This is a genomic window from Pseudomonas sp., assembly GCF_035497915.1.
GTDB lineage: Bacteria > Pseudomonadota > Gammaproteobacteria > Pseudomonadales > Pseudomonadaceae > Serpens.
This window is the reverse complement of sequence record NZ_DATJCS010000020.1, coordinates 47646-70763: the sequence shown is the minus strand read 5'-3', so window position 1 is coordinate 70763 and position 23118 is coordinate 47646. Positions and strand designations below refer to the sequence as shown.

21 protein-coding genes, 3 tRNA genes and 1 pseudogene are annotated in these 23118 nt (G+C 67.7%); 5 read left to right on the top strand and 20 right to left on the bottom strand.

The genetic code is table 11. The features are described 5' to 3' along the window. Nucleotides 1–129: 129 nt before the first annotated feature. The 4 genes from VL129_RS07200 to VL129_RS07185 all read right to left on the bottom strand — a co-directional run bounded on the left by VL129_RS07200 (nucleotide 130) and on the right by VL129_RS07185 (nucleotide 4224). Nucleotides 130–1482: an MmgE/PrpD family protein gene (locus tag VL129_RS07200; RefSeq protein ID WP_325411541.1), complete on the bottom strand. Its 1353-nt coding sequence runs from the start codon at nucleotides 1480–1482 to the stop codon at nucleotides 130–132. Beyond that, complete coding sequence (locus tag VL129_RS07195; protein ID WP_325411539.1) at nucleotides 1479–1871, bottom strand: VOC family protein; 393 nt, start codon at nucleotides 1869–1871, stop codon at nucleotides 1479–1481. Before VL129_RS07195 ends, VL129_RS07200 begins: the two co-directional genes overlap by 4 nt. A 173-nt stretch (nucleotides 1872–2044) precedes the next feature. Next, nucleotides 2045–3208, bottom strand: coding sequence for an acyl-CoA dehydrogenase family protein (locus tag VL129_RS07190; RefSeq protein ID WP_325411537.1), 1164 nt, complete (start codon nucleotides 3206–3208; stop codon nucleotides 2045–2047). Between the two features lie 188 nt (nucleotides 3209–3396). Beyond that, nucleotides 3397–4224 (bottom strand): HTD2 family dehydratase, encoded by an 828-nt coding sequence (locus VL129_RS07185; protein WP_325411535.1) that lies wholly within the window; start codon nucleotides 4222–4224, stop codon nucleotides 3397–3399. A 156-nt stretch (nucleotides 4225–4380) separates the two neighbouring features. Here VL129_RS07185 and VL129_RS07180 point away from each other — a divergent pair, with 156 nt between their 5' ends. Together VL129_RS07180 and VL129_RS07175 are read left to right on the top strand one after the other, a co-directional pair. Further along, entirely contained in the window at nucleotides 4381–5283 is a 903-nt protein-coding gene (locus VL129_RS07180) for a LysR family transcriptional regulator (protein WP_325411533.1), read from the top strand. A 3-nt stretch (nucleotides 5284–5286) separates the two neighbouring features. Continuing rightward, nucleotides 5287–6105: an alpha/beta hydrolase gene (locus VL129_RS07175; protein ID WP_325411531.1), complete on the top strand. Its 819-nt coding sequence runs from the start codon at nucleotides 5287–5289 to the stop codon at nucleotides 6103–6105. Here VL129_RS07175 and VL129_RS07170 read toward each other — a convergent pair. The 3 genes and pseudogenes from VL129_RS07170 to VL129_RS17160 all read right to left on the bottom strand — a co-directional run. After that, the gene (locus tag VL129_RS07170) at nucleotides 6093–7076 is read right to left on the bottom strand and encodes a lipid A deacylase LpxR family protein (RefSeq protein WP_325411529.1); all 984 of its coding nucleotides are present in this window, start codon (nucleotides 7074–7076) and stop codon (nucleotides 6093–6095) included. The two genes, VL129_RS07175 and VL129_RS07170, sit on opposite strands and share 13 nt — an antisense overlap. Nucleotides 7077–7143: 67 nt before the next feature. Beyond that, on the bottom strand, nucleotides 7144–7869 hold the full coding sequence (locus tag VL129_RS17165) for a methyl-accepting chemotaxis protein (RefSeq protein ID WP_414705157.1): 726 nt from the start codon (nucleotides 7867–7869) through the stop codon (nucleotides 7144–7146). A gap of 129 nt (nucleotides 7870–7998) precedes the next feature. Next, a pseudogene (locus VL129_RS17160) lies at nucleotides 7999–8682 on the bottom strand (cache domain-containing protein); the annotation flags it as partial. Nucleotides 8683–8969: 287 nt separating this feature from the next. On the opposite strand from VL129_RS17160, the gene VL129_RS07160 reads away from it, so the two are divergent. After that, entirely contained in the window at nucleotides 8970–9437 is a 468-nt protein-coding gene (locus VL129_RS07160) for a DUF305 domain-containing protein (protein WP_325411525.1), read from the top strand. 127 nt (nucleotides 9438–9564) lie between these two features. On the opposite strand, the gene VL129_RS07155 is transcribed toward VL129_RS07160, so the two are convergent. The 12 genes from VL129_RS07155 to gspE form a co-directional block, all read right to left on the bottom strand. Next, nucleotides 9565–9641, bottom strand: a tRNA-Asp gene (locus tag VL129_RS07155). Nucleotides 9642–9730: 89 nt separating this feature from the next. Beyond that, a tRNA-Asp gene (locus VL129_RS07150) sits at nucleotides 9731–9807 on the bottom strand. Nucleotides 9808–9843: 36 nt separating this feature from the next. Beyond that, nucleotides 9844–9919 (bottom strand) — tRNA-Val (locus tag VL129_RS07145). A 92-nt stretch (nucleotides 9920–10011) separates the two neighbouring features. Further along, nucleotides 10012–10536: a type II secretion system protein M gene (locus VL129_RS07140; RefSeq protein WP_325411523.1), complete on the bottom strand. Its 525-nt coding sequence runs from the start codon at nucleotides 10534–10536 to the stop codon at nucleotides 10012–10014. Further along, nucleotides 10537–11643: a type II secretion system protein GspL gene (gspL, locus tag VL129_RS07135; protein WP_325411521.1), complete on the bottom strand. Its 1107-nt coding sequence runs from the start codon at nucleotides 11641–11643 to the stop codon at nucleotides 10537–10539. After that, on the bottom strand, nucleotides 11636–12598 hold the full coding sequence (gene gspK, locus VL129_RS07130) for a type II secretion system minor pseudopilin GspK (protein ID WP_325411519.1): 963 nt from the start codon (nucleotides 12596–12598) through the stop codon (nucleotides 11636–11638). Before gspK ends, gspL begins: the two co-directional genes overlap by 8 nt. Then, nucleotides 12595–13221, bottom strand: a complete 627-nt coding sequence (gspJ, locus tag VL129_RS07125) for a type II secretion system minor pseudopilin GspJ (protein WP_325411517.1) — start codon at nucleotides 13219–13221, stop codon at nucleotides 12595–12597. The genes gspK and gspJ overlap by 4 nt, the downstream gene beginning before the upstream one ends. After that, a complete protein-coding gene (gene gspI, locus VL129_RS07120) occupies nucleotides 13218–13595 on the bottom strand; it encodes a type II secretion system minor pseudopilin GspI (protein ID WP_039562701.1) in 378 nt (125 codons plus the stop codon). The genes gspJ and gspI overlap by 4 nt, the downstream gene beginning before the upstream one ends. Further along, nucleotides 13592–14107: a type II secretion system minor pseudopilin GspH gene (gene gspH / locus VL129_RS07115; RefSeq protein WP_027590601.1), complete on the bottom strand. Its 516-nt coding sequence runs from the start codon at nucleotides 14105–14107 to the stop codon at nucleotides 13592–13594. The genes gspI and gspH overlap by 4 nt, the downstream gene beginning before the upstream one ends. Next, nucleotides 14107–14535 carry a type II secretion system major pseudopilin GspG gene (gene gspG, locus VL129_RS07110; RefSeq protein WP_027590602.1) on the bottom strand — a complete coding sequence of 143 codons (429 nt, stop codon included), beginning with the start codon at nucleotides 14533–14535 and terminating at the stop codon, nucleotides 14107–14109. Before gspG ends, gspH begins: the two co-directional genes overlap by 1 nt. A 3-nt stretch (nucleotides 14536–14538) precedes the next feature. After that, nucleotides 14539–15750, bottom strand: a complete 1212-nt coding sequence (gene xcpS / locus VL129_RS07105; protein ID WP_039562700.1) for a GspF family T2SS innner membrane protein variant XcpS — start codon at nucleotides 15748–15750, stop codon at nucleotides 14539–14541. A 3-nt stretch (nucleotides 15751–15753) separates the two neighbouring features. Further along, nucleotides 15754–17238: a type II secretion system ATPase GspE gene (gspE, locus tag VL129_RS07100; protein WP_325411510.1), complete on the bottom strand. Its 1485-nt coding sequence runs from the start codon at nucleotides 17236–17238 to the stop codon at nucleotides 15754–15756. Nucleotides 17239–17408: 170 nt separating this feature from the next. Here gspE and VL129_RS07095 point away from each other — a divergent pair, with 170 nt between their 5' ends. Both VL129_RS07095 and gspD read left to right on the top strand, forming a co-directional pair. Beyond that, nucleotides 17409–18074 (top strand): type II secretion system protein N, encoded by a 666-nt coding sequence (locus VL129_RS07095; protein ID WP_325411508.1) that lies wholly within the window; start codon nucleotides 17409–17411, stop codon nucleotides 18072–18074. Between the two features lie 3 nt (nucleotides 18075–18077). Continuing rightward, nucleotides 18078–20003 carry a type II secretion system secretin GspD gene (gene gspD / locus VL129_RS07090; protein ID WP_325411506.1) on the top strand — a complete coding sequence of 642 codons (1926 nt, stop codon included), beginning with the start codon at nucleotides 18078–18080 and terminating at the stop codon, nucleotides 20001–20003. Between the two features lie 334 nt (nucleotides 20004–20337). Here the strand turns inward: gspD and VL129_RS07085 are convergent, their stop codons facing one another. After that, a complete protein-coding gene (locus VL129_RS07085) occupies nucleotides 20338–23082 on the bottom strand; it encodes a peroxidase family protein (protein ID WP_325411504.1) in 2745 nt (914 codons plus the stop codon). Between the last annotated feature and the right edge of the window lie 36 nt (nucleotides 23083–23118).

The window sequence follows — 23118 nt, the reverse complement described above, 5'->3', positions numbered from 1 at the left end:
CTGCAAATTCGGTTCAGTCCGTAGGGTGGAAAACGGCGTAGCCTTTTCCACACGTTTCAAATTCATGCGCTCGGCATTCGGTGGAAAAGACCTGGGGTCGTTTTCCACCCTACGGAAACGCTCTGGCCATCAGGCCAGGCCGCCCAGGTCGTAGGTGTCACGCAGGCGCCAGACGCGGTCGATCAGCACGCCGGCCTCGGCGGCGCTGCGCGCGCCGGAGAAGGCCACCAGGCGGCGGAACTTGTCTTCCAGCTCGGCGCGGCTCAGGGTGTTGCCCGGATCGCCCTTGGGATCGTCCACGGCGGCAGTCAGGGTGCGGCCATCGACGGTCACCACCTCGACGCGGCCCAGCCAGCGCTGCGGGTACGCGCCATCCACTTCCGGGTCCAGCCGCATGCTGACCTTGTCGCGGAACTGGCCGACGCGGGGGTCGGTCAGCGCGTGGGTGTGGAATTCGGTCAGGCCGGCCTTGCCGTACAGGGCGATCAGGCCCAGCACGGTGCCCATGGAGAACTTGGCCTGGTGCACGGTCTGCGGCACCACCACACGACCCAGCACATCGATGGCGCCCTGGTGCACGCGGGTGGTCACCCGGGCGATCTCGTCGGCAGTCAGGTTCTCGCGCTGCATCAGCGCCAGCAGCGCGTCGGCGGCCGGATGGGTGTGCCGGCAGGAGGCGTGGAACTTGAAGCTGGTCTCGGCCAGCGCCCAGCGCTCGCCCAGGCGGTCGGACAGCCAGCGCGGATCGGCGTCCGTGGACATGCCGGCGGCCATGCCCTGCTCGCCTTCCAGGATGTTGCGCGCCCCGCTCAGCCCGTCGGCGGTCAGGTAGGCGGCCAGCAGACCGTCGGCGGCGGCCTTGGCGGTGTGCAGCTGCTTGGAGTCGGCGGCGTCGCGCAGGAATTCCCACAGGCCGGCGGCCTGGGTGCCCGCGCTGCCCAGCAGGTTGATGAACTGTTCCTTGTCGAAGCCCATCAGCTTGCCGACCGCCACGGCGGCGGCCAGAGTGCCGACGGTCGCGGTGGTGTGGAAGATGCGGTAGTGGGAGCGGCCGAGGAATTCGCCGATGCGAATACCCGCCTCGTAGCCGGCCAGCGAGGCCAGCAGCAGCTCGCGACCGGACTTGCCGAGATCCTGCGCGGCGGCCAGCGCGGCCGGGAACACCACGGTGGCCGGGTGCAGCACAGAGCTGTTGTGCAGGTCGTCCTGCTCCACCAGGTGCGAGCTGGCGCCGTTGACCAGCGCGGCGAAGTAGGCCGAGCTGGAGCGGCGGCTGACCAGGATGCGCGCACGCCCTTCGGCCGGGCCCATCTGCTCGGCGTAGCGCTCGAACAGCGGAATCGGGTGCGCGCCCTGGCTGGCCAGCGCCGAACCCAGCCAGTCGAGGAACAGGTCTTCGGTGCGATCGAGAACCGCGGCCGGCACCTGCTCGTAGCGCAGGTCGGCAAGGAACGCGGCAAGGGCTTGGGTGTACTGGCTCATTCGGCCATCTCCAGATAATTCGAGAGTTCGATGAGGTTCAGGTCGGGGTCGAGCAGGTAGACGGAGCGGATCGGCCCCTGGGCGCCGGTGCGCATCACCGGCCCCATGAGCATCTCGACGCCGTTGACCTGCAGCTGGGCGATGACCTGCTCCAGTGGCTCGGCGACGACGAAGCAGAGGTCCGCCGAACCCGGCGTCGGCCGATGGGCGTGCGGCTCGAATTCCGCGCCGGCCTGGTGCAGGTTGATCTTCTGCTCGCCGAAGGCCAGCGCCTTGCGGCCCTCGCCGAACACCACCGGCTGCATGCCCAGCACGCGGGTGTAGAAATCGACGCTGCGCTCGATGCTCTGCACCGTGAGTACCAGATGGTCGAGATGGCTGATCTGCATAACGTCTCTCCGTGGTCAGGCGCCGTTCCGGCGCGGTGGTGGCCAACGCGTTGCGTTGACCGCCCTGCCGTCATTCGTAGGGTGGGAAACGACCGCCAGGTCTTTTCCACCGTTTCCCTGCACCGGCTCCGTCTGGTGGAAAAGGCTGCGCCGTTTTCCACCCTACGGGTTGGTCAGAACGAGCGCGGCAGCTCGAGGAGGTGCTCGGCCACGTACGAAAGAATCAGGTTGGTGGAGATCGGCGCCACCTGGTAGAGACGGGTCTCGCGGAACTTGCGCTCGACGTCGTACTCGTTGGCGAAACCGAAACCACCGTGGGTCTGCAGGCAGGCGTTGGCCGCTTCCCAGGACGCCTTGGCGGCCAGGTACTTGGCCATGTTGGCCGCGGCACCGGCATTGCGGCCGGCGTCGTACTCCTCGCAGGCGCGCCAGCGCATCAGGTCGGCCGCTTCCAGCTCGATGTGCGCCTCGGCGATCGGGAATTGCACACCCTGGTTCTGGCCGATCGGGCGACCGAACACCACGCGATCACGGGCGTACTGGGCGGACTTCTCGGTGAACCAGCGGCCGTCACCGATGCACTCGGCGGCGATCAGGGTGCGCTCGGCGTTCAGGCCGTCGAGGATGTAGCGGAAGCCCTTGCCCTCTTCGCCGATCAGGCTGCTGGCGGGGATTTCCAGGTTGTCGAAGAACAGCTCGTTGGTCTCGTGGTTGACCATGTTGGCGATCGGCTGCACGGTCAGGCCGTTGCCGATGGCCTCGCGCAGGTCGACCAGGAAGATCGACATGCCGTCGGCCTTCTTCTTCACCTCGGCCAGCGGCGTGGTGCGCGCCAGCAGGATCATCAGGTCGGAGTGCTGGATACGCGAGATCCACACCTTCTGGCCGTTGATGACGTACTTGTCGCCCTGGCGCACCGCGGTGGTCTTGATCTTGGTGGTGTCAGTGCCGGTGGTCGGCTCGGTCACGCCCATGGACTGCAGGCGCAGCTCGCCGCTGGCCAGCTTGGGCAGGTAGTAGCGCTTCTGCTCCTCGCTGCCGTTACGCAGCAGGGTGAACATGTTGTACATCTGGCCGTGGATGGTGCCGGAGTTGCCGCCGCAGCGGTTGACCTCCTCCAGGATGATGGAGGCTTCCGCCAGGCCCAGGCCCGAGCCGCCGTACGCTTCCGGGATCATCGCCGACAGCCAGCCGGCTTCGGTCATCGCGGTGACGAATGCTTCCGGGAAGCCCTTTTCCTCGTCGATCTTGCGCCAGTATTCGGCGGGAAACTCGGCGCACAGCGCGCGCACGCCTTCACGGATGGCGTTGTATTCGTCATTCAGGTACGGGTTCATTGCGGTTCCTCGATGTTCTTCTTGTTACGTGGCGTGCCGTGGGGTGGTCGGCGTTGTTCCGGCCACCGTGCCGACCTATCCACCTTGCCGATCGGTTCGGCAGGCGTAGGGTGGATGTCGCTTTGCACATCCACCGAAACTCCGCTCGGTGGATCGATACAGCGTGATCCACCCTGCGGTGCCGCTGGTCATTCGAATTCCACTTCGGCCTTCTGGGCGATGCCGTCGGCGTTGCCGGCCCACAGCTCGGCCTTGCCGGGGGCGACGATGCGCCCACCCACCTCGAACGCTTGCGGCGCGATCAGCGGGCGCACGCCGCGATAGGCGAAGCGGCGCAGGCGCGCCTGCGGGTTGGCGCGGCAGAAGGCACGCAGGTTCAGGGTGGCGATCAGCGGGCCGTGCACCACCAGGCCCGGATAGCCTTCGCTGCCGGTCACGTAGGGCCAGTCGTAGTGGATGCGATGGCCGTTGAAGGTCACGGCGGAATAGCGGAACAGCAGGGTCGAGCTGGGGGTGATGGACTCGTGCCAGTCGCCGGTGGGCAGTTCATCGCCACTGCCCAGCTTCGGCGGAGTCGGCTCGCGATAGACGATGTCCTGTTCCTCGCGGATCGCCAGGCTGCCGTCCTGCAGGTAGTCGTGCTGCACGGTGACGAACAGCAGCGAACCGGTGCGGCCGTGCTTTTCCTCGATGTGCTTGATGGTCGAGACCTTCTCGGCCTCGGCGCCGGCCTTGAGCGGCTCGAAGAATTCCACCCGGCCACCCGCCCACATGCGGTTGCGGTTGTCCGCCGGCGGCAGGAAGCCGCCACGCGCCGGATGGCCATCGGCGCCCAGGCCGGTTTCGAACAGCGGTTCCTGGAAGAAGCACCACTGCCACAGCGGCGGCAGGGGCTGGCCATTGGCGGGGGTCGGCTCGCCCAGGGTGGCGGCGATACGCTTGAGGAGGTTGTGACTCAGCTGGTCCTGGGCTTCTTCGGTGCGCCCGATCCAGGCAGTCAGTGCGGCGTCGGTCATGGCTGGCATCCCGCGTGGTGTCTTGTGGTTGTGGCCGCAGGATGCATTCGGGCCCGGCGTTTCGTGAATCCCGATTTACAACCACCGGCATTCGGATATTCTGAACGCCGTTTCCGCGAGACGGTCCCACCTACCGCTGTTGTCCGGAGGACATCCATGCACTTCGATCTGGCCGACCTGCGCCTGTTCATCCACATCGCCGAATCGCCGAGCCTGACCCAGGGCGCGCGCCGCGCGCACCTGTCGCCGGCCGCTGCGAGCGCGCGCATCAAGGCCCTGGAGGGCCAGCTCGACAGCCGTCTGCTGTACCGCGACAGCCGCGGCGTGGAGCTGACACCCGCCGGCCACAAGCTGCTGCAGCACGCGCGGCTGATCATGCGCCAGGTGGATTACCTGAAAAGCGAATTCACCGCCTACGGCGCCGACCACGCCGGGCACATCCGCATCTTCGCCAACACCACGGCGGTCACCGAGTTCCTCCCCGAGGTACTGGCCGGCTTCCTGGCCGAGCGTCCGGGCGTCACCGTGGACCTGCAGGAACGCCTGAGCCGCGACATCGTGCGCGGCGTGCTGGACGGCACCACGGACCTGGGCATCATCGCCGGTCCGCTGGAGGTCAGCGGCCTGCAGGCCATCCACTTCAGCACCGACCGCCTGGTGCTGGCCGTGCCCGAAGGCCACCCGCTGGCCGGCGAACAGGCGGTGACCCTCGCCCAGACCCTGGCCTACCCGCACATCAGCCTGCACGAAGGCAGCACCCTGCTGACCTTCCTGCGCGACGAGGTGGAAAAGCTCGGCCAGAAACTCGCGCTGCGCATCCAGGTCTCCAGCTTCGAAGCCAGCTGCCGGATGATCGAGGCGGGCGTGGGCATCGGCATCATCCCCGAGTCCGCCGCGCAGCGGCACAGCCGCACCATGCGCCTGGCCACCGTGCAGCTCGACGAACCCTGGGCGGTGCGCGAGCGACGCATCCTGGTACGCGAACTCGATGCCCTGCCCGGCATCCTGCTGGCGCTGATCGAGCGCCTCACCGGCCGGCCGATTGCCCAGGAGGGCTGAGATATGCAGCGCGGCACGTTCCTGCTGTTGCTCACGGTACTGCTCGGCGGCTGCGCGGCGCCCCTGAAACAGCTGGGCGAGGAGGCGCAACTGACCAGCCGCGACGTACAGGTGCTGGCCACCACTCCCTTCCCGCTGCAGGCGGTGCTGCCGCGGCGCATCGAAGGCGGCAGCCTGCGCGTGTACCTGGAAGGCGACGGTTACGCCTGGGCCACGCCCACTCAGCCGAGCCTGGACCCCACGCCCCGCGACCTGCTGGTGGCGCGCTTGGCCACCCTCGACCCGCAGGGCGCCGTGTACCTGGCGCGACCCTGCCAGTTCGTCAGCGATGCGGACTGCAAGCCCCTGCTATGGACCGACCAGCGCTTCAGCCGTCCGGTGATCGACAGCCTGCACAGTGCTCTCGAGCAACTGAAGCAGCGCTACGGCGTGCACCGCCTGGAGCTGGTGGGCTATTCCGGCGGCGGCGCGCTGGCGCTGCTGCTGGCCGCCGAACGCACGGACGTGGCCGCCGTGCAGACCCTGGCCGGCAACCTGCACCCGCAGGCCTGGATCACCCATCACCGTCTCTCGCCATTGACCGGCTCGCTGGAACCGCTGACCTATGCCGAACGCCTGCGCCAGATTCCCCAGCGGCACCTCACCGGCCAGCGCGACAAGGTGGTGCCGCCACTGCTCGCCCGCGCCTACGCCGAGCAGCTCGGCCCGGCCGGCTGCCTGGAGATCCGGACTGTGGATGCCACGCACAGCGAGGGCTGGGAAACGGCATGGGCCAGCTTCCGGCAACGGCCGCTGGCCTGCGCGCCGGCTCAGAAACCGTAGGACAGGGTCACCGAGCCGAACTGGTCATGACCGTCCTGACCGTGGAACTCATGGGTACGCCAGACGCTGACGAACGTCAGTTGCCAGCGGCTCCAGGTCAGCGCCAGGCCGGCCTTCAGGTCTCCCACCCACTCTTCACGGTCCACCGAATGGCTGGACTTGAAGGTGTTGCCGTCGAGCAACAGGTTGTAAGCCATGTAACGCCCTTCCACGCCGATGAAGCCGTACCAGGCGAAGTGACCGAGCGGCGTGAAGTACTGACTGCCGCTCTGCGCCGGGGTCACCGACGGAATGCCCAGGCTGCGCTCCAGATGCCGGCCGAAACGCAGCACGCCGCCGGCCGCGGCATAGGTGTACAGATTGCCCAGCGCCAGGCCGGCGGTGGGCGCGTACTCCAGCTCCAGGCCCGGCAGCCGGCCCCGGCGCCACCACTGCTGCCCGTAGGCCAGGTTGAGGAAGGGTTCGTTGCGCAGCTGGTGCTTCCAGCCACGCGGCTCGGTGGCGTTGATGTGCTTGTGGATCCAGTGCTGCAGCTTGCCGACCCCGGTACCCGGCCCCACCAGACCGGTGTCCAGGTGCAGTTCGCGGGTCAAGCGCCAGCGCGCTTCGTCGCGGTCGCCATACATCGACACGCCGAGGAACAGCAGACCCGCATAGGGCCGGTCGTCCTCGATCAGCGCGCGATTGCGCAGATCCTCCGGGGTGTAGCCCTGCATGCCGAAGCGGTAGGCCAGGGTCTGCACCTCGTCACCCCTCCAGCCCGGCAGGGCGTCGGCCAGCCCCCGCGCCCAATGCCCGTTGGCGGGCTCGAAGGACCAGAACAGCTCCAGTCCTCCGCTGTAGTGACCGTCATCGTTCTCGTAGGACAGGAGGTCGTTCTCGACCTTGATGGACAGCGAATCAGCCAGCAGCGGCACCGGCAACCCCGCCAGCAATAGCAATCCCAGTCGCAGCGATTTACGACAATCCATCTCATCGCTCCCGCAGTGTCCCAACGTGCGTTAGAGACATGCGGGAGCACAACGTTCCTCGCTGCGCTTAGACGCGGAAGCGGCTCAGCAGCGCGTCCAGGCGCTCGGACAGCTGGTTGAGCGCCTGGCTGGTGCCGGCGGCCTTTTCCGCCTCGCTGGCATTGTCCTGGGCCAGGCTGGCGGTCTGCGTCACGTTGCCGTTGATCTCGTCGACCACATGGGACTGCTCCAGGGTGGCGCTGGCGATCGAGGCGGCCAGGCCGCTGATGCTGCGCAGCGAGTCGACGATCTGGCGCAGGCTGGCACCGGCCTGGCTGGCCTGCTCGACGGTCTGCTCGGACTGCCGGCTGCTGTCCTGAATCACCTTCACGGCCGCCGCCGAATGGGTCTGCAGCTGCTCGATCATTGCCTGGATTTCCGCCGTGGACTGTTGGGTGCGTTGCGCCAGCAGGCGCACTTCATCCGCCACCACGGCGAAGCCGCGTCCCTGTTCGCCCGCCCGCGCGGCCTCGATGGCGGCATTCAGCGCCAGCAGGTTGGTCTGCTCGGCCACCGCGCGAATGACTTCCAGCACGCCACCGATGCGGGTGGTTTCGTCGGCCAGCGCGCGGATCACGCTCACCGCCTGATCGATGCTGGTGGACAGCTGGCCGATCTGCGCCAGCGCGTTGTCGATGCCCTGCAGCCCGTGACCGGCCCGCTCTTCGGCGCTGCGCACATCGACGGCGGTGTGTTCGGCGTTCTTGGCCACATCCTGCACGCTGTACGCCACTTCATGGATGGCCGTGGCCACCTGCTCCACCTGCTGCGACTGGCGCGCGCTCTGTTCGCTGAACAGGCGCGCCTGGTCGCCCAGGCCCTGGGCCGAGCGGCTCAGGATGCGTGCCGATTCCAGGGTTTCGCCGATCACCTGGCGCAGGCTGCCGGTGAAGCTGTTGAAATGCCCGGCCAGCTGGCTCAGTTCATCGCGGCCGTCGGTCTTCAACTGGCGGGTCAGGTCGGCCTCGCCACTGGCGATATCGGCCATGGCCGCCACCGTGGCGCTCAGCGGCCGGCTGATGCTGCGTGCGATCAGCACGATGATCAGGGCCAGCACACCGACCATGAACAGGCCCAACAGCACGACCTGCAGCACCTCCTGACGGAACTGGGCCGAGATGTCATCGATGTACAGCCCGGTGCCCAACACCCAACCCCAAGGCTCGAAGCGCACCACATAGCTCATTTTTTCCACCGGCTCGGCACCCGGCTGCTTGGGCCATTGGTACAGCACCGTGCCGCTGCCCTGCTCGACGGCGACCCGGACCATCTCACGGACATAGAAGACGCCGTTGCTGTCCTTCAGGCCCGAGGTGTCGGTGCCCACCAGCTTGGCATTCGGGTGCGACACCATCCAGCCGCGCTCGTCGAAGATGAACAGGTATTCGCCGGCGAAGCCGAGTTGACGAATGGTGGCACCGGCCCGCGCCTGCGCCTGGGCGGTATCGAGCAGACCCTGGCGCTCCAGCGCGTGGGCCTCGGCCAGCACACCGCTGGCCGTCTCGATCACCGAGCGCAGCTGCTGGGCCTTGGCGTCGTACAGGCTCTGATGGCTACGCAGCAGCATCAAACCGGCCAGAACCACCAGCATGCCCACCGAAGCGAGCAGGATCAGCGCCAGACGTCGGCTGATCATCAGGTTACGCAGTTGGAATAACGACATCGGACACCACCCCGGCGACATGTCACCGCTTTGACATAGACCCCGGGGTATAGCAAGCAACGAGCCAGCTTCGCGCCGATGCGACAAACGGGCACAGGCGGTGCCAACCCCAGCCGGCCGGCTCTCCTGAACTCAATGAGGGATTGGCGGGTCTGCCGGGTGCCGAAACACCGGAACGGGAGATCCAGCCCATGCATATGTCCTATTGGCGCTTTGCCGCCATGATCGCCACCTCGACGCTGCTCATGTTCGGCCTGATGTACCTCAACACCTACGCCTTCGCGCACGTCCGGTGGAGCGAAACGCGGCTGTGGATGGCCCTGCTGATGGGCGCGACGATGGCGGTGATCATGCTCAGCTTCATGCTGAACATGTACGCCAACAAGACGCTCAACCTCGCGATCTATGCGGGCAGCCTGCTGGTCTTCGCGCTCGCCCTCTGGCTGGTGCGCAGCCAGGCGACGATAGACGACCAGGACTACATGCGGGCGATGATTCCCCACCACTCCATCGCCATCATGACCAGCGAACGGGCGCAGATCCGCGATCCACGGGTACGCGAACTGGCCGACGAGATCATCAGCGCCCAGCGCCGCGAAATCGCCGAGATGGAATATCTCATCGGTGACCTTGAGAAAAGGGACCAGGAGGGGGAATAAGGTTCTCGGGCGCGGGCCAATGGCAGCCGGGCCAGGCGGGTGCCGCCAGTGATTTTCTGCAGGCACAAAAAAAGCTGCCCTTGGCAGCTTCTCTTGTTCCACCTTCGCTAGGGAAGGTGATCAGGTATGGCGCAGTGGACGGGACTCGAACCCGCGACCCCCGGCGTGACAGGCCGGTATTCTAACCGACTGAACTACCACTGCGTGTCGGCCGGACTTGCGTCCGATAACTCGGTTTCTGATCGAAGTCTTCGCTTCGATCTCAGCCCCGGACAGCGGGACTGGAGGAATAATGGCGCAGTGGACGGGACTCGAACCCGCGACCCCCGGCGTGACAGGCCGGTATTCTAACCGACTGAACTACCACTGCGCGTCGGCCGGACTTGCGTCCGAATTCACAAGGATATGGTGGCTGATGACGGGATCGAACCGCCGACCCCCTGCGTGTGATGCAGGTGCTCTCCCAGCTGAGCTAATCAGCCATCGCCTTGCGAGGCGCGCACTTTACGCAGGGGCCCCGATCAAGTCAACAGTTGCCAAAGAAATTTTTAAAAATGAATGGCTTACCGGCTTTTCACGGAACCGGCCGCAGACCCAGGCGGGCCACCACGGCCCCTTCACCGTGCCGCTCCAGTCCCGCTTCCTCGATGCGAATGCCCTGCCGCTGCAGCACCTCGAACCAGGCCAGCAGCGTGGCGAACGGCGCGGGCTGCAGGCTGACCTGTACCCCGCCCTCCCCTTCGGCATCCAGCCGTTCGATGGCCAGCCCCTGCTGCTCGGCGGCGGCGGTCACCAGACGCTGCAGATCGGCCGGGGCCGGCCGCGCTGCTGCGCGGCCACTCAGCGCTCGGGCTTCCGGCGCCCGCGCCTGCAGGTAGGCCTGCAGTTCCCGCTGCTGCTGGAACCCGGCCAGCGCCTCGGCGCGACTGCGCTCGACCGGCTGCCACAGTCCGCCGTATACCGCCACGGCAAACAGGAACAGGGCGAGCGCGGCCAGCGCCTGGCGCTCGCGTCGCGCCAGTTGCCGCCAGCGCTGCGCCAGGGGTGAATCGCTGGCGCGCGCCAGCTGGGCCCACAGACCAAGTTTCCAACGCTTCATCTAGCCTCCGATCACCAGCCGCGCACTCACACCGGCCTCCTCGCGATTCGCCGAACCGAGCCTGACCACCAGCCCGGCTTCCACCAGCCGCTGGCGCAGGCGATCCAGCGCCTCAAAGCCCGGCGCCTGTACCTGCAGCGCCAGATCGCCCCGGGTCAGGCTGAAATCCAATTGCTGCACGCTCACCTGCCGCCCCTCGGCGGCCAGCGCCGGACCCGCGCGCCCCAGCAGGGCGAGCAGCCCCTCGCGGTGGCCCTGACCCTCGGCCAGATGCTGGTCGAACTGCTGGCGCAGGTTGATCAGCTTGCGATCCTCCGGGAACAGCTCGCGGTACAACTGCTCGCTGGCTTGCGCCTGCTGCTGGCCGGCGTGGCGCAGTTGCCAGGCCTGCGCCAGCCCGAAGCCCCACTGCAGCAGCAGGCACAAGCCCAGCGCAGCCGCCGGCAGGCGCCAGCGCCGCCAGTCGCCCGCCGGCTCGCGCACCGCGAACTCGCCCTGGGCCAGGTTGCAGCCGGCGGCGCAGCGGGTCAGCCAGCGATACGGACTGGCCTCGCCCGCCGGGGGCGTCGCGCAGGCCGGTAGCGGCTGGGGTAACAGCGTCTGCAGCACCGGCAGGTCCGCATCCTCCACGGCCAGCCGCACCGGCAGGTCGCCGCCCAGCAGCCAACGGTCGCCGAGCCGGCACAGCTGCGGACCGTCCACGGGCAGCAGATCGGCATCGACACGGATTTCCCGGGGTGGATGTGCGGCGCAGGCCTGCAGCCAGTCACGCAGCCAGTCACGGCGCAGCGCGAAGACCCGATGGCGACCATCCGCGAGGCGTTCCCCCACCGCCAGGTGGAAGGCTTCCACCTCCTCGGCCAGCCACTCCTCGACGGCGAACGGCAAGGCCTTGCGCAACCAGCGCGGCTTCAGCGTGGGCAGGTTCACCGCGCAGACGGTCACCACCCCGACCGGCAGCACCAGGCACCAGGGCTCCGCCAGCTCGGCCAGTGCCGTGGCGAACGACACGTCGCCCTCCCCGTCGGCGGAGACCCTGCGCACGGCCAGATCGGCATCCACACCCTGTGCCGCCTCCGGCGGCAGGAACAGCCAGGTTTCAAGCATCGTCGTCCCGCTCCTTGTTGATCCAGGCCTGGCCCAGATCGCGCGACAGCACCGTCAGGCTGCCATCGGCATCGCGCCGCAACAGACTGACCAGCACCTGGCGGCGCCCGGCCAGTTCCACCTCGCCGATCACCCGGAAATACCGGCTGCCCACCGCCAGCGGCTGGCCTGTCACGGTCTGTCCGGCGGCGCCCAGTTGGGCGATGAAGCTTTCCACGCTGGCGAAGCCCTGCCCCTCGCGGGCAACGATCAGCCCTTGGGCCAGCTGCGGCGACAGCCCCTCGGCCAGGCTGGCCAGCACCAGCGGGCCGGCGCTGTTCAGGTTCAGCCGGGCATCCAGCGGCAGCGCCGTGACGTGCGGCAGTAACTGTCGGTAGTGCGCTTCGTTCATTTCCAGCAGCAGGCGCAGCTCAGAGGGCTCGACGAGTACCCGGTTGGCCGCCCGGTAAGCCGGCTCCAGCAGCAGGTAGTCGTTGTCTTCGGCGCCGCCGGGGCTGACCTGTTCGTCTTCATCGAGCCAGTCGCGCAGGCGCTCGGCGTAGGGCTGGTCAATGTCCAGCAGCCGCAACAGCCGCTGGAACTGGCCGAAGGCCTGCAGCCCGGCATTGTCCGGCAGCGCCAGGGCGTTCAGGTTGAAGCGCCCGCTGGCATCCTCGATGCGCAGCTGCAGCGTGCCGCCCTCATCGAAAGGAAAGGGTTTCAGGGGCTGCGCCCAGGGCTCGGCGGGATGATCAAGCGGCTGGCGCGCGTCACCCCGGCGCAGGTCCTCGCGCAGGATCGCCTTGGCCAGCAGCTCGCCGCCCAGGGCGTAGTGCCAGGCCTGGTTGTGCACCAGCAGATTGCCGCTGCTGCGGATCGCCAGCTGCTGACGGGCGATCAGCCCGGCACCCACCACGGTGACCAGCGCCACCACCAGCAGCACGGTGATCAGGGCCACGCCGCGCTGCCCGTTCATGCGCCCGCCTCGCTGCCCGCGTCCGTGTCGGGCAACCGGAACAGCCGACGCAGCACGCCGTAATGGCGATGTTCCAGGCGCAGCTCCACGGCGCGCGGCAGCTTGCCGAGGCTCTGCTCGTCGACGCCGCCGGGCCAGCTGTCCTGCCAGTTGCCATCCTGGTCGAGGTAGCGCACCTGCCAGCCGCTCACCCCGTCGAGCACCTGCTGCACCTGCGGTTGGCTGTCCTGGGCCTGGTCGAGCACCGGCCAGTAGCGGCGCTCCCAGTAGCCGTCACGGACCTCCCAGCGCACCCGTTGCAAGCGCGAGCGCACGCTGTCGGTGGGGTTGCGCCAGCCGGTGCGGGTGAATTCCAGCGTCTGCCGCTCGCGCCCCTCGCCGAGCAGCGCGGCCAGGCTGTCGCCGTAGGGCGCGCGCACCGGCCGCGCCAGCACCTGGCGCAGGTCGCGTTCGAAGGCGGCCATGCCCCGGGTCAATTCGCGCAGGCGCTGTTCCTGTTGCCGGGTTGCCTCGTCGACGCGCAGCACGCTGTCCAGCAGCCGGTAGGTGCCCACCCCGAGCAGGGCGAACAGGGCAATGGCGATCAGCAGCTCCAGCAGGGTGAAGCCGCGCGCAGCCCTCATGGCGCAACCTCCAGGAATCCGCTCAGCGCCAGCAGTGCCTGTTCGCGTTCAAGGCTTTCGCCGCCCCGGGCGACCCACAGTTCCACCCGGCGCAGGGCCGGATGCGCCGTCGAACCGATGCGCGCCTGCCATTGCCAGGGGCGCCCGGCGTAGTCCAGCCGGCCCTGACGATTGCCCTCGCCCGGCGGCGGCTCTTCCAGCTGCAGCTCGATCAGCTGGTTGTCGGCGATCCACAGCGCCAGGGTCTTGTCCTCCAGGCGCGCGGCGGTCTGCAGGCTGCGCGCGCTGGCAGTGAGGATGCTGGCGGCGACCAGGGCGAAGATCGCCAGGGCGACCAGCACCTCCAGCAGGGTGAAGCCACGCGCCGATTTCATCCGCCCGCTCCGAGGGTCTGCACGCGGGGTAGACGAAAGCCGTCGCTGCTCAACTCCAGGCGCAGGCCAGCGGCGCGCCGCTCGGCCAGTTCCAGCCGAAACGGGCTGATCTCGCCGCTGGAGAGAATCAGTACCTGCGGGGCGGCAGCCGCCGGTCCCTTCGCACCGGCGACCCGCAGCGGCCGGCCCTCGATTTCCAGGCTGGCCTGCACGCCATGCGGCAACCGCTGCGCGGGCCGGTCTTCCCAGGGCGCCCAGCGGTCGCCGTCGTACGCCAGGACCTGCCACTGATCCGCGTCGATACGCAGGCCGTACTCGCGGTTCTCCAGTACCGCTTCCTCGGCCAGCACGCCGATCAGCCCGGCCAGCCGCTCGGCCTCGCCACGCAGCTCGCGGGCCGGGCCGGCGAAGCCGCCACCGAGCACCGCCAGGCCGACCAGGCTGCCGATCAGCACCAGCACCACCAGCAGCTCGACCAGGGTGAAGCCCCGGCTGGCAGGTTGCGGGCGCATCAGATGTCCCAGTTGCCGATGTCGGCGTTCAGCTCGGCACCGTCCTGCCGGCCATCGGCGCCCAGCGAATAGAGATCGAAGGCGCCCTTGCTGCCCGGAGCCAGGTATTGGTAAGGGTTGCCCCAGGGGTCCACCGGCAGGCGCTTGAGGTAGCCGTCGGGGTTCCAGTTGCGCGCCGTCGGGTTGCCGGAGGGCTTGCGCACCAGCGCCTCCAGGCCCTGCTGGGTGCTCGGGTAGCTGTAGTTGTCCAGCTTGTACATATCGAGCGCGGCGGAAATGGCCTTGATGTCGTTCTTCGCCACGGTGACCTTGGCCTGGTCCGGACGGCTCATGATCTGCGGCACCACCAGGGCGGCGAGGATGCCGAGGATGACCACCACCACCATGATCTCGATCAGCGTGAAGCCGTGCTGCGTGCGTCGTTGCATGGATTAGCCCACCAGTTGGTTGAGGGAAAGGATCGGCATCAGGATCGCCAGCACGATGACCAGCACCGTGGCGCCCATGAACACCAGCATGAAGGGTTCGAACAGGCCGACCAGCAGCGCCACCCGGGCGGCCAGGTCGCTTTCCTGGGTGGTGGCGGTGCGCGCCAGCATCTGATCGAGTTCGCCGGAGCGTTCGCCGCTTGCGATCATGTGCAGCATCATCGGCGGGAACTGGCGGGTGGCCTCCAGGGCGCGGGTCAGGCTGCCGCCCTCGCGCACCTTGCGCGCCGCCTCGCGTACCTCGCCGCGAATCAGCCGGTTGCCGATCACCTGGCCGGCGATATCCAGCGCCTCCACCAGCGGCACACCGCTGCGGGTGAGGATCGCCAGGGTCGAGGCGAAGCGCGCACATTCGGCGGTGCGCAGCAACCCGCCGATCAGCGGCAGGCGCAACAGCAGGCGATGCCAGCGCAGGCGCAGCGCGTCGTCGCGCAGCGCCCGGCGCGCAGCAAACAGCGCGCCGCACAGCAGCGGCAGCGCCAGCCAGCCCCAGGCGCGCACCGCGTCGCTGACCGCGATCAGCCCACGGGTCAGCGCCGGCAGCGTCTGCCCGGAATCGATGAACACGCGCACAACGTCCGGCACCACGTAACCCAGCAGGAAACCCACGATGGCCAGCGAGGCGATCAGCAGGATCAGCGGATACAGCAGCGCCAACTGGATCTTCTGTCGCGACTGCTGACGCTGCTCGGTGTAGTCGGCCAGACGCTCGAGCACCGGCCCGAGATGGCCGGCGTGCTCGCCGGCGGCCACCGTGGCGCGATACAGCTCGGGGAAGGCGGCCGGAAAGGCTTTCAGACCTTCCGCCAGGCTATGGCCCTCCAGCACCCGCGCACGCACCGCCAGCAGCATGGCCTGGATGCGCGCCGAGCCGGCCTGGGCGGCGGCCGCGCCGAGCGCTTCCTCGATCGGCAACGCGGCCTGAACCAGGGTGGCCAACTGGCGGGTCAGCAGCGCCAGGTCGCGCGCCGACAGGCCACGCACCAGCTGCCAGCCGCTGCCGCTGGCCTCGCGGGCCCGCGCAGCCTTGACCTCCAGTGGCGCCAGTTCCCGTTCGCGCAGCATCTGCCTCACCTGGCGACTGCTGTCGGCTTCCAGGATGCCCTTGCGCTGACGGCCCCGCGTATCGAGGGCCAGGTATTCGAAAGCGGCCATCGGTTATTCCTCGCGGGTCACCCGCAGGACCTCTTCCAGCGTGGTCACGCCTTCGAGCACCTTGCGCCGGCCGTCCTCGCGAATACCCGGCCCGAGCCGGCGGGCATGGCGAATCAGCTCCTGCTCGGCGGCGCCGTTGTGCACCAGGGTGCGCATGACATCGTCGAACACCACCAGCTCGTAGATGCCGGTACGCCCGCGATAGCCCTGCTGGTTGCAGGCGGCGCAACCGGAGGCGCGGTAGATGACCGGTGCCTGCTGCGCCTCCAGGCCGAGCAGCGCGCTGGCCGACTCGTCGGCAGTGATGGCTTCCTTGCATTCCGGGCAGAGCACGCGCACCAGGCGCTGGGCCAGCACGCCGAGCAGCGACGAGGCCAGCAGGAATGGCTCGACGCCCATGTCCACCAGGCGGCTGACCGCCCCCACGGCGCTGTTGGTGTGCAACGTGGACAGCACCAGGTGGCCGGTGAGCGAGGCCTGTACGGCGATCTCGGCGGTTTCCCGGTCGCGGATCTCGCCGACCATCACCACATCCGGGTCCTGGCGCAGGATGGCGCGCAGGCCGCGCGCGAAGGTCATGTCCACCTTGGGATTCACCTGGGTCTGGCCGATGCCTTCCAGGTGGTATTCGATGGGGTCCTCGACGGTGAGGATGTTGCGCGTGCGGTCGTTGAGGGTGACCAGGCTGGCGTACAGGGTGGTGGTCTTGCCCGAGCCGGTAGGGCCGGTGACCAGCAGGATGCCGTGCGGCTTGCGCACCGTCTCCTCCATGCGCAGGCGGTCGCGCTCGCTCATGCCCAGGTGCGCCAGGCTCAGGCGCCCGGCCTGCTTGTCGAGCAGACGCAGCACCACCCGCTCGCCGTTGGCCGACGGCAGGGTGGACACGCGGATGTCCACCTCGCGCCCGGCGATGCGTAGCGAGATGCGCCCGTCCTGGGGGATGCGCTTCTCGGCGATGTCCAGGCGCGCCATGACCTTGATGCGCGACACCAGCAGCGCCGCCAGCTCGCGTCTCGGTTCCAGCACCTCGCGCAGCAGGCCGTCGACACGGAAGCGCACCACCAGGCGCTTCTCGAAGGTTTCCAGGTGGATGTCCGAGGCGTTCTCGCGGATTGCCTGGCCGAGAATGGCGTTGATCAGGCGAATGATCGGCGCGTCGTCCTCCTGCTCCAGCAGGTCCTCGGTTTCCGGCACCTGCTCGGCCAGGGCGGCCAGGTCCAGGCTGTCCCCCAGGTCCTCGGCCAGCTGCATGGAGTTGGCATCCTGCTGGTAGGTGCCGGCCAACAGACGTTCGAATTCCTCGGCAGACAGCGGGCGCAACGGCAAGCGGCGACCGGCGAAGCGCCGGGCCTCGGCCAGGGCGAGCGGCTCGACACCGGGACGGAACCCCAGGCAAGCGGGCTGCGGATCCTCCAGCAGCAGCACCCCATGCCGGCGGGCATAACTGAACGGCAGCCGGCGCGGCGGCGAAGGTGCGGGCTGGGTCATCGGTCGGTCCCTCGACAGGCATGGCCTATAGGGTCTAGACGATTTTTCGCCGCCCGTTCGCGCACCGCCGTGCGACTCGCCCAAAGTTCGGCTTGTCGCTCTACGACGGCCGTCTATGCTCGATTCGCCACCCACGGACCCATAACAAGAACACGTGCAGGGAGCCTTTCTTGTCCCGATTCGGCAATGCGCACTGGTGGTCGCCGCAGGCCCCGCTTCTGCTCGCCATCGTCCTGCTGCTGGGCACCGCCATTCACCTGGCCTGGCGCGGTACCGTCTGGCTGAACCTGCTGCGCAGCGAGCCGGTGGTCGCCACACCCCGCCCGCAGGCGCCGGTCGCCAGTCTCGCGCCGCAACAGCTGGCCAATCTGTTCGGCCTGCCGCCCCGCGCCGCACCGGTGGCGCCACCCGCCACCACCCTGCGCCTGACCCTGCATGGCAGCTTCGTGCATCCGGACCCGACGCGCTCCAGCGCCATCATCCAGCGCGATGGCGGTCCGGCCCGGCGCCAGACGGTGAACAGCCAGCTGGACCCCGGCGTGCGTCTGCATGCGGTCTACCCGGATCGGGTGGAAATCGACCGCAACGGCCAACTGGAAACCCTGCCCTTCCCCCGCCGCCGCCAGGCGCTTGCCGGCAGCGGCGTCTCCGCCGTCCCCGCCTCGGCAGCGGCCGAGGCCCCGGCCGCCAGCAGCGAACAGCTGGCCGTGCTGCAGGAAGAACGTTTCAGACAACTGCGCGAACGCATGGCCACCCTGCGCCAGCGCATCCAGGGCAACACCGCCGAGGCTGCAGTGCTTGCGCCTCCTACCGACTCCCCCACGCAAAGCGACTGACCGATGCCGCGCTCTCCCCTCGCCCTACGCCTGGCCGGCCTGCTGCTGGCTTCGTTCCTTTCCCTGTCCGCCGTGGCCCAGACAGCCCCCGTCGCGGATGGCCAGCCCGCCGACTACTGGACCATCAACCTCAAGGATGCCGACATCCGCGAATTCATCGACCAGGTGGCGGAAATCACCGGAGAAACCTTCATCGTCGACCCACGCGTCAAGGGCCAGGTGAGTGTGGTCTCCCAGGCGCGCCTGTCGAGCCGCGAGGCCTACCAGCTGTTTCTCTCGGTGATGTCCACCCATGGCTTCACCGTTATCCAGCAGGGTGACCAGGCGCGCATCGTGCCCAACGCCGACGCCAAGGCCGAAGCCGGCGCGCCGGCGGCACTGGCCGACCAGCTGGAGACCCGCCTGATCCAGGTGCAGCACAACGCCGCCAGCGAGCTGCTGCCGCTGATCCGTCCGCTGGTGCCGCAGTACGGCCACCTGGCGGCCGTGCCCAGCAGCAACGCGCTGATCATCAGCGACCGCCGGGCCAACATCGCCCGCCTGGAGGAGCTGATCCGCCAGCTGGACCAGAAGAACGAGAAGGACTACAGCGTGCTCGACCTGCGGCACGCCTGGGTAATGGACGCGGCGGAAACCCTCAACGCCGCCATCGCCCGTGGCCAGGCCGGTGGTGCCAGCGGCACCCAGGTGATCGCCGATGGGCGCACCAACCGCCTGATCCTGCTCGGCCCGCCGGCGGCACGCGTCAAGCTGGCCACCATGGCCAGGGCGCTGGACACACCCAGCGTGCGTTCGGCCAACACCCGGGTGATTCGCCTGCGCCACAACGATGCCAAGACCCTGGCCGCCACCCTCGGCGAACTGGCGGCGGGCCTGGCCAGCCCGGAAGGCGGCGGCGCAGCGGCGGCCAGCCGCCCGAACAACATGCTGATCCGCGCCGATGAAAGCCTCAACGCGCTGATCCTGCTGGCCGAGCCGGAAACGGTGAACACGCTGGAGGACGTCGTGCGCCAGCTCGATGTGCCGCGCGCCCAGGTACTGGTGGAGGCGGCGATTGTCGAGGTGTCCGGCGACATCGCCGACGCCCTGGGCGTGCAGTGGGCCATCGATGCGCGTGGCAGCACCGGCGGGCTCGGCGGGGTGAACTTCGCCAACACCGGCCTGTCGGTCGGCTCCCTGCTGCAGAGCCTGCAGGACGAAAGCGTGCCGGAAAACCTGCCGGACGGCGCCATCATCGGCCTGGGCACCGACAGCTTCGGCGCGCTGATCACCGCGCTGTCGTCGAACAGCAAGAGCAACCTGCTGTCCACGCCGAGCCTGCTGACCCTGGACAACCAGCGCGCGGAAATCCTCGTCGGCCAGAACGTGCCCTTCCAGACCGGTTCCTACACCACCGATGCCTCCGGCGCCGGCAATCCATTCACCACCATCGAGCGGCAGGATATCGGCGTTACCCTCAAGGTCACCCCGCACATCAACGAGGGCGCCACCCTGCGCCTGGAGATCGAACAGGAAATCTCCTCCATCGCCCCGAGCGCCAGCCTGACCGCGCGGGCGGTCGACCTGATCACCAACAAGCGCGCCATCAAGAGCACCATCCTTGCCGAGGACGGCCAGGTGGTGGTGCTCGGCGGACTGATCCAGGACGACGTGACGCGCAGCGAATCCAAGGTGCCACTGCTCGGCGACATCCCGCTGCTCGGCCGCCTGTTCCGCTCCACCAAGGACACGCATGTCAAGCGCAACCTGATGGTGTTCCTGCGCCCCAGCGTGGTCCGCGATGCCGCCGGCCTGGCGGCGCTGTCCGGTCGCAAATACGGCGACATCCGCGTGCTCGGCAACGGCGACCGCAACGCCGTGCTGCCGCCCAGCGAGCACCTGCTGTTCGATGGCCTGGGTGAGCGGCCGGTGGATCTGCGGCAGCAATAGTTACCGCCCCCCGGCGCCACGGCGCTTCCCGTCCACGCCGAACGCCTGTGGGGCCGGGTTTACCCCGGCCGGCGGGGTTGAGTGCGGAACTGCGGCGCTGAAGCTGGCCCCCCTGGCCGGCGTAAAGCCGGCCCCACAGTCTGCCGCCCCACCGAACCTTGTGGGGCTAGGTTTATCCCGGCCGACGGGGTTGAGAACCCTACCCTGGCTGCTGGCCGGAACTCCGCCGGCCGGCGTAAAGCCGGCCCCACAGGGACACCAGCCCGGCCGATAACAATCACCGCCCATAAGAAAGCCCCGGCATTGCCGGGGCTTTGGGGTACTGCGTGACGCCTTACTTGTCTTCGTTACGCTGGTGCTTGAAGAACACACCGTTGTCGCCGAACGCCGAGGCAATGAAGGGCGAGGCCAGTTCGATCTCGCCGATCTTGCGCGCACTGCTGCGACGCTCGTTGGCGTAGCGGGTGTTCAGCGACGGGAAGATGGAGGTCTTGATGTCCATCGAGGTGGCGTAGACGTCGTACACCTTGGTGCCTTCCGCGATGCTGGCCAGATCCTCACGGAAATCGTGCGGGGTTTGCGCGAAGCGCGACTTCACCTCGGCGCGCGGCACGAAGTAGATCTGCGTGGGCGCCTTGGGCGTGGCGACGGCGGTGCCGTCCTGCTTCACCTTGGCCATGTCGTCGACCCGCAGCAGGGTCGGCTTCAGGGTGACCGCCGAGAACAGGATCGTGGTGCCCAGGGTTTCGTTGGCTTCGGTCTGCACGAACTGCGACAGCTCATTGGCGAAGAAGTCGTGGTTGCCGCCCTGGCCGGACAGCGTGTACAGCGCCGAGACGTTCTCCGACGGCTTGCCGTCCACGAAGGCCTTCCAGGCCAGGCCCGGCGCGAAGCCACGGTCGGCCGGATCGCCAGTGACCGACAGACGCAGCAGGCTGTGGTCGGAACCCTGGAACAGGCCGGTGTAGCCGTTGTTGGCGGTCGGCACGAAACGCACCTTGGCCATCACGCCGTGGGGGTGGATCGGCTTGGAGTAACCCACCGGCGCCACGTCGGTGCGCTTCTTCACCTTGTCCCACAGGATGGTGCCGATCAGGCCGCCGACATCCACCGGCACCAGCGGGGGCAGCTCGCCGTCCTTGTACTGGGTACGCAGAGCGCCGTTGACCCAGAGATTCTCCATCTTGTTGGCCGCCGGCCAGCTTTCGTAGTCCGCCGGAATGTTCAGGCCCCAGGGCTTGAACGCGTTGTCGACGCCCACCAGGCTGCCGTTCAGCTGGGGATTGTGACGCTTCAGCACGTCCACCATGGTGGTGTGCTCGACCCAGTCGATACCTTCCTGGGTGTAGACCTCGGGCCGGTAGTCCTGGGTGTAGAAGCGGTCAGCCATCAGGCGGCGCGAGGCTGCGGAGATGAAGATCTGGAACGCGGTTTCACCGAAGGCGAAGCCATCCGGGCGCACCGTTTCGGCCAACTGGCCGACCAGCGCATCGATCTGCTCGATATCGTTGTTGTACAGGCGCTTCAGGTTGGCCAGGGTTTCCGGATCCTTGGTCAGATCCTCAAACTTGGTGATCGGGTTCAGACCGATCTGGCGACGGAACTCGTTGTAGCGCGGCACGCCACGCTCGCGGTCACGCAGCACATCGATGGTCGCCATGTCGACGTTGCCAACCAGCGGCAGAGACAAGTCGCGCAGGAAGCCTGGGTAGTTGTTGAGGGTCAGCGAACCGGGGTTGGTGATGCCGAAGGAGTACCAGAGACGCTCCGGACGCTCGGCGGCCAGCAGGTTCTCAGCCTCGCGGTCGATGGCGTTCTGCAACGGAATGGTGCGCGAAGCCAGATTCGAACCGATGTCATACACCTCGATGTTGTCGCGCATCAGCGGGTGCATGCGGTAAACCGCGACGAATTCCTCCGACAGGCTGAACGGCACGCCGTAGTTGTTGGTGGCGGCCGAGCCAACGATGCCGGTCAGTGCATGGTCGATGGAGCTATTGCCTACACCGTCGGAGACGTTCGGGTCAAAGCCCAGGATGCGTTTGATGAAGGAATCGGACTTGGCCAGGTCCTCACGCAGCTTGCGGACTTCCTCCTGGAAGTCGCTGCGCGGGCCGCCCTGACCCAGCAGACCCCACCAGTTGGAGTACATGGCGCGCTCGGTCACCGGGTTGGCGATCACCGCCGGCGTCCATTCCACGGTGTGGATCTTGGCCATCAACGCGGAGTTGATCAGGCGGGCCTTGTCATACAGCCACTGATCATCCTTGTCCGGGTAGCGGCTCTTGAGGCGGTCGGCAATGGTGTTGTGTTCCAGGGTGAACAGGTGGTGCAGCATGCTCAGGCCCAGCCACCAGTTCTCGTTGAAGCCGGTGACCGGCTTGCCGCTGACAAACTCGCGCGGCAGACGGTTGTTGGCATCGACCTTCAGCTTGCCGTCCACGAAGGAACGGATCTTGTCGTTGGCTTCCTTGCTGCTGCCATACAGTTGCGAACCATCCCACCAGTGGGTGTTGTGGTTGCGGAAGGTCTGCGGCAGGGCGGCTTCATCCGGTGTGCGGGTCGGGTCGGCCTGGGTACGGCGTACCGACATGGCGCCGGAGCCGAGCGGGTCGCCGGCCGGCAGCGGAACTTGAATCGGATCGGCTTCAGCGTTCGGGCCGTGGTCGAACCAGTCGTGGATCATGAACTGGATCCATGCAGCGGCAATGAAGTTGAGGCTGGGCGCGGGCTTGAACTCGTCGCGCGCCATCAGGACGTTACTGACCTCTCGCGGGTTGGGTGTCAGCAGCGTGTCGGTTTCGGCGTGTGCCGCGCTTAGGCCGACGTTACGGCTGAAGCGCATGTATACGGAACCTTCGGATGGGTTGGACAGGATGTTACAGGTGCCGTCCTCGGTACGCGCGATCTCGCTTCGCGGGTCGCAGGTGATATCGGCGTTGTGACGTTCGTAGTTTTCTACGTCGATGAGGTTGTTTTCAAACAGCGCCTCGCGCTCCATCGCGAGCGTGATCAGGCCTGCGAATATGCCTAGCGTTCCCAGCTTGGTGAGGGCTGGCCATGTTACCCAGACGGACATGCAGTATCTCCCTTGTTTTTATTGTGTGGTGCCGAG

What these genes read in the sequence shown, in the direction of transcription:
- VL129_RS07195 (WP_325411539.1), bottom strand. Translation starts at nt 1,871, where the DNA reads ATGCAGATCAGCCATCTCGACCATCTGGTACTCACGGTGCAGAGCATC.
- VL129_RS07175 (WP_325411531.1), top strand. Translation starts at nt 5,287, where the DNA reads ATGCAGCGCGGCACGTTCCTGCTGTTGCTCACGGTACTGCTCGGCGGC.
- VL129_RS07190 (WP_325411537.1), bottom strand. Translation starts at nt 3,208, where the DNA reads ATGAACCCGTACCTGAATGACGAATACAACGCCATCCGTGAAGGCGTG.
- gspK (WP_325411519.1), bottom strand. Translation starts at nt 12,598, where the DNA reads ATGAACGGGCAGCGCGGCGTGGCCCTGATCACCGTGCTGCTGGTGGTG.
- VL129_RS07085 (WP_325411504.1), bottom strand. Translation starts at nt 23,082, where the DNA reads ATGTCCGTCTGGGTAACATGGCCAGCCCTCACCAAGCTGGGAACGCTA.
- VL129_RS07185 (WP_325411535.1), bottom strand. Translation starts at nt 4,224, where the DNA reads ATGACCGACGCCGCACTGACTGCCTGGATCGGGCGCACCGAAGAAGCC.
- gspG (WP_027590602.1), bottom strand. Translation starts at nt 14,535, where the DNA reads ATGCAACGACGCACGCAGCACGGCTTCACGCTGATCGAGATCATGGTG.
- xcpS (WP_039562700.1), bottom strand. Translation starts at nt 15,750, where the DNA reads ATGGCCGCTTTCGAATACCTGGCCCTCGATACGCGGGGCCGTCAGCGC.
- VL129_RS07170 (WP_325411529.1), bottom strand. Translation starts at nt 7,076, where the DNA reads ATGGATTGTCGTAAATCGCTGCGACTGGGATTGCTATTGCTGGCGGGG.
- gspH (WP_027590601.1), bottom strand. Translation starts at nt 14,107, where the DNA reads ATGCGCCCGCAACCTGCCAGCCGGGGCTTCACCCTGGTCGAGCTGCTG.
- VL129_RS07160 (WP_325411525.1), top strand. Translation starts at nt 8,970, where the DNA reads ATGCATATGTCCTATTGGCGCTTTGCCGCCATGATCGCCACCTCGACG.
- VL129_RS07200 (WP_325411541.1), bottom strand. Translation starts at nt 1,482, where the DNA reads ATGAGCCAGTACACCCAAGCCCTTGCCGCGTTCCTTGCCGACCTGCGC.
- gspD (WP_325411506.1), top strand. Translation starts at nt 18,078, where the DNA reads ATGCCGCGCTCTCCCCTCGCCCTACGCCTGGCCGGCCTGCTGCTGGCT.
- VL129_RS07180 (WP_325411533.1), top strand. Translation starts at nt 4,381, where the DNA reads ATGCACTTCGATCTGGCCGACCTGCGCCTGTTCATCCACATCGCCGAA.
- VL129_RS07140 (WP_325411523.1), bottom strand. Translation starts at nt 10,536, where the DNA reads ATGAAGCGTTGGAAACTTGGTCTGTGGGCCCAGCTGGCGCGCGCCAGC.
- gspJ (WP_325411517.1), bottom strand. Translation starts at nt 13,221, where the DNA reads ATGAGGGCTGCGCGCGGCTTCACCCTGCTGGAGCTGCTGATCGCCATT.
- gspI (WP_039562701.1), bottom strand. Translation starts at nt 13,595, where the DNA reads ATGAAATCGGCGCGTGGCTTCACCCTGCTGGAGGTGCTGGTCGCCCTG.
- gspE (WP_325411510.1), bottom strand. Translation starts at nt 17,238, where the DNA reads ATGACCCAGCCCGCACCTTCGCCGCCGCGCCGGCTGCCGTTCAGTTAT.
- gspL (WP_325411521.1), bottom strand. Translation starts at nt 11,643, where the DNA reads ATGCTTGAAACCTGGCTGTTCCTGCCGCCGGAGGCGGCACAGGGTGTG.